At 51.4% G+C, this 4,637-nt stretch carries 3 protein-coding genes; all 3 read left to right on the forward strand.

All coding sequences use genetic code 11. The features are described from left to right. The coding region (locus tag NT002_14265; protein MCX6830427.1) for a hypothetical protein at window positions 1-681 on the forward strand (681 nt) is incomplete at its 5' end. An 11-nt stretch (window positions 682-692) separates the two neighbouring features. Continuing rightward, entirely contained in the window at window positions 693-2,366 is a 1,674-nt protein-coding gene (gene recN / locus NT002_14270; protein MCX6830428.1) for a DNA repair protein RecN, read from the forward strand. A 30-nt stretch (window positions 2,367-2,396) separates the two neighbouring features. After that, window positions 2,397-4,382 (forward strand): sulfatase-like hydrolase/transferase, encoded by a 1,986-nt coding sequence (locus tag NT002_14275; protein MCX6830429.1) that lies wholly within the window; start codon window positions 2,397-2,399, stop codon window positions 4,380-4,382. Window positions 4,383-4,637 lie beyond the last annotated feature (255 nt).

Raw genomic sequence — 4,637 nt, forward strand, 5'->3', positions numbered from 1 at the left:
GAACTCAAATCCCATGCCTTAAGATATCTTCAATATCGCATGCGCGATTATGACATCAGGAAAAGCGGCATTATCGTCAAAGAGAAATTTATTAAGGAGTTGGCCGAATTGGCCGGGCGCATTGGTGATCTCACCCGCCGGCGCCTCTTTATCGATGAAGCGGCGGGACTCCTGCAAACCTCTCCGCAGAACCTTCTCGACCTTCTCCCCGGCACCGAATCCCGACCAAGGCCGGCCACCGAAATTAAACCGCCCAAAAAGATCATTGATATCGAACGAGAGCTGTTATCGTTGATTATGAACCACCCCGACCATATTGACACCGTTAGAGAGAAAATCGTCAAAGAGGATTTTCAGGAGCGAAGCCTGGGTGAAATCTACTCGCTGATTCTGACCATCTACAATGTTCAGGGGACGGTCTCCGAGGGTATCCTGATAGATATGCTCGAAGATAAAGAAGCCGAGGCCGAGATTTCCTCACTGGTTCAAATCGATTGGCACGGACAGAATATCCCTCTCACGGTTAAAGACTATGTCAGGAAAATTCTCTACTTCAAGAGGGAACGTATCATTGACCGCCTTAAGGGTGAATTGAAAATCGCGGAAGAAAAAGGCGATTTGGAGAAATCAAAACAGTTGACTGCCGAGCTGACCGGACTCATCAGCCGACGGCAGGAATAGTGAATCAAAGAATGCTGACAAGACTGCACATTGAGGATTTCGCCCTGGTGGACAATTTGGATTTGACCCTTGATACCGGCTTTAATGTCCTCACCGGTGAGACCGGAGCGGGGAAATCGATTATTGTCGGCGCCATTGCTCAGCTCCTCGGCGAGAAAGCGGACAAAGATGATGTTCGCTCCGGGGCCAGATTGGCCGTTGTAGAAGGGGACTTCCAGATTGCCGGCTCTCCCGAAATTCCCGCCAGGCTGAAAGCCATTGGCATCGAGTACGAGGATAATCATATCACCTTGCGCAAAGAAATACTCCTGAAAGGAAGCTCCCGCAATTTTGTCAACGGACAACTGGTCACCCTGACCCAACTGCGTGAAATAACCCGGTATTTGGCTGAACTGTTCGGCCAGCATTCGCATCAACAACTGCTCGATGAGAACAATCACCAAACCTTTCTGGACCGCTTCGCGGGACTGACCGATAAGGTCGCCGCATTGCAGGAATTATTCCATCGGTGGGAGTCGGTAAAAAAAGAACTGATTAACCTGGAATCACGCCGGGAGTTGGAAAAAAATGAGCGGGAGCTTTTTCTTTTCCAGAAAGAGGAAATCGAAAAGGCCCGCATTCAGGTCGGCGAGGAATCCCGGCTTGTGGCCGAGAAGAGAATACTCGATTCGTCACGCCTGCTGGGCGAAAAGGCGACCGGCATCCTCAATATCATCGAACAGGAGGATAACTCCGCGCTGAATATGCTGCGCTCCTGCCGCAAAGAACTGGCGCAGATGGCCGGCCTCGACCCGGCCCTGCAAGAGCAAATGGAGCTCCTTGATAATTCTATTGTCAATCTCGAGGAATTTCGGGTGGAAATGGAATCATATCGCGCCTCCATTCCTGATGATCCCGAAAGGCAGGAGACAATCAACCAGCGGCTGGATGAGATTTATCGTCTCAGGAAAAAGTACGGCGGTTCCGAGGAGACAATATTGGAAACCTTGCAGAAAATAAAATCACAGCTCGGCGCCGGGATTGACATTGATGAACATATCCGGCTCCTGCAGAATGAAGAAACCCGTCTGGCCGCCCAGTACGGTACCGACGCCTTGACCATATCCGCGCGGCGCAGGGAGGCCTCGGTGCAACTTGCCGCAAGGGTCGAGAAAGAGCTGAAGCAGTTGGGTATCGATTCGGCTCGATTCAAATATGATTTCAGTTGCATCGCCGATCCCGAGGGAATCCTGCTTGATAATCAGCGATTGAGACCCGGCCCCTGCGGTCTCGAGACCGGCCGTTTTTTGATCTCCGCCAATCCGGGCGAACCGCTCAAACCTTTGGCCCGAACCGCCTCCGGCGGCGAAATATCGAGAATCATGCTCGCGCTCAAAGCCGCCGACAAAACCAAATCCGGAAAGTACCGCCCCTTACTGGTTCTGGATGAAATCGATTCCGGAATAGGCGGCGTCACCGCCCACGCCGTGGCCAAAAAACTTGGTGCGCTCTCTAAAGATTATCAAACCCTGGTCATTACACATCTGCACCAGATCGCCGCGCTGTCCGAACATCATTATGCGGTGGAAAAAGTCGCCATCGGCTCGCCCGGTCGCAAAGTAATCAATATCCGCAAACTCAACCGGTCGGAACGACAAAAAGAGATTCGGCGCATGCTCAGCCTCACCGAATCGAGCAAGGTCTGATGATCCTCTTAGCTTCATCTCGCGTGAATTATGAATTTATTTAAGATTCTTATCCCGACCGGAAAGTTGAGAGCCTGGCTCGTTATTTTTCTGAATGGAATATTATTTTTCTCTTTCTGCCGGGCGCTCTTTCTTCTGGCCCACCTGCCGCTGATACGCGACAGCAGAGCCTCCGATATCGCCTATTCTTTCTGGCTAGGGCTCCGCTTCGATATCGTTATCCTGTCATGGATAATTTTGCCTCTTTTCGTGATCTCGCTTCTTCCCTTCATAAAGCTGTCGTCTCAATTCGGGCAGAAAATGTTTTCCATCGTCCTTACCGTTATCTTTTCAATGGCCTTCATGATTTCCCTGGCCGACATCAGATATTTCGATAATTTCGGCAGCCGCATGAATTACTGGGCGGTTGATTATATAGTCTATCCCAGCCTGTTTCTATACAGCGCCATTTCCTACCCCGGCTTCTGGATGCTGCTGGCCCTCTGGATTTTCGTGACAGTAATATTCTATCTGGCGGTACGAAAAATATTCCGGAAAGCCGGCGCAACTCCTCCCTCGGGCAGACTGACCAAAAGGATTATCTGCTATGTCATGGCCGCGGCGCTTCTGGTCTTGGGCATCAGAGGGAGCGTCGGTATGAAACCGCTTGATTGGGGCGCCGCCTTTTTCAGTGATGACCAATTCCTCAATCAAACCGCCCTTAACGGCATCTATACGCTGACCCGTTCCATTTATGAGGAGCTTCAGGAGGGAAGAAAGCTCTTCGGACAGGAAAGCGACCGTTTCTCCTTTTACCCTGTCGAAGATACTTACGGTACCGTGCTTGATATGTTGAATATCAAGCCCGAGATGCCCGAGAATTTCTCCCTCGAACATAAAATTCCGGGGAAGGATCGCTTCCCCTTTAAACCAAACATCATCATTATCATTATGGAAAGCTGGTCGGCCGATAAAATTGGCGCCCTCGGTTCCCGTTTCGGCGTCACCCCGGATTTCGACACCCTCTGCAATCACGGCATTCTATTCAATAATTTCTATGCCAATGGCGTGCGCACCAACCGAGGTATTCCCGCCGTCCTCTGCTCCTTTCCCTCGCTTCCCGGCCGCTCGATAATGAAACGGTACGCCGCCGGCTACCCGTTCCGCTCGATTGGCGACATCCTGCGCGAGAAAGGTTATAGTACAACTTTCGCCTATGGCGGCGATATCGAGTTTGACAACATGGAAGGATTCCTGCGTACTGCCGGATATGAGCGATTCTACGGCGAAAGCGATTTTGACCGATCCGCCCGGCTGGGTAAATGGGGCATTCCCGACCATGTCATTTTCGACAAGCTGGCGCATGAGGTGAGCAATTTCCCGCGCCCCTTCCATCTGGCCGTTTTGACTTTGAGCAATCATGACCCCTATTTGATACCGGACGATCGATTCAAGAAGTACGGTGAGGCCGTCCCCGACGGTAATATGCTCAATACTTTCTACTACACCGACTGGGCGCTGGGCGAATTTATCGACAGCCTCAAATCCGAACCTCTCTTCGACAGCACCATCTTTGTTATCACCGCCGACCACTGTCCGCATCAGGGCGGCAAGTACCCTCTGGCGCCGCGGAATTTCCATATCCCGCTCCTCATCTACGGACCGAAACTGCTCGGTGATAGTGCAACCATAATCGGCAAAATAAGCAGCCAGGTCGATATTCTGCCGACTCTGATCGATTTGCTGGGGATAGAGACAAGACAGTACAGTTGGGGGCGCGACCTGCTCAATCTTCCTCCCGACGACTCCGGTTTTGCGGTAATAACGGCCGAGGATCGATTGGGGCTGATAGAAAAACGGTTTTTCTTTTTCAACTGGCTCGGCGCCGGGAAAATCCTGTACGACATGAACACGCCTGATTACCTCCAATTCAATGTCATCAATTCTCACCCGGATACTGCGGCCCGGATGGAGATACGGCTCGGCTCGTATATCGAGTTGGCCAACTACCTTTCCCGTGGCGGCCGGAAGAAATAACCGCACGTAGGGCCCGGGTGGCCCACCCTTTCGGAAAATGCCCCTATAACTGTCATTCTGGCGAAAGCCAGAATCCATTTTGGTCATCCGGGCAGCAGTAGGGCGGAACCCCGAACGAAGGGGACTGTTGAAAAAGTCTTGTTTTTTGAGGGGGTGGATTTGTTATATAGGTTTATGCAAACAAAACGTGAACGTTTAGGATATGAGATGATGCTTTTGCCGCCGCTGGAGACTTTCATTCCAGAGGATCATCGG

The sequence above is a fragment of the Candidatus Zixiibacteriota bacterium genome (assembly GCA_026397505.1).
In the GTDB taxonomy this organism is placed as follows: domain Bacteria; phylum Zixibacteria; class MSB-5A5; order GN15; family PGXB01; genus JAPLUR01.

Bases quoted from the DNA above. Each gene is read 5' to 3' on its own strand.
- recN (MCX6830428.1), top strand. From the start codon at position 693: ATGCTGACAAGACTGCACATTGAGGATTTCGCCCTGGTGGACAATTTG.
- NT002_14275 (MCX6830429.1), top strand. From the start codon at position 2,397: ATGAATTTATTTAAGATTCTTATCCCGACCGGAAAGTTGAGAGCCTGG.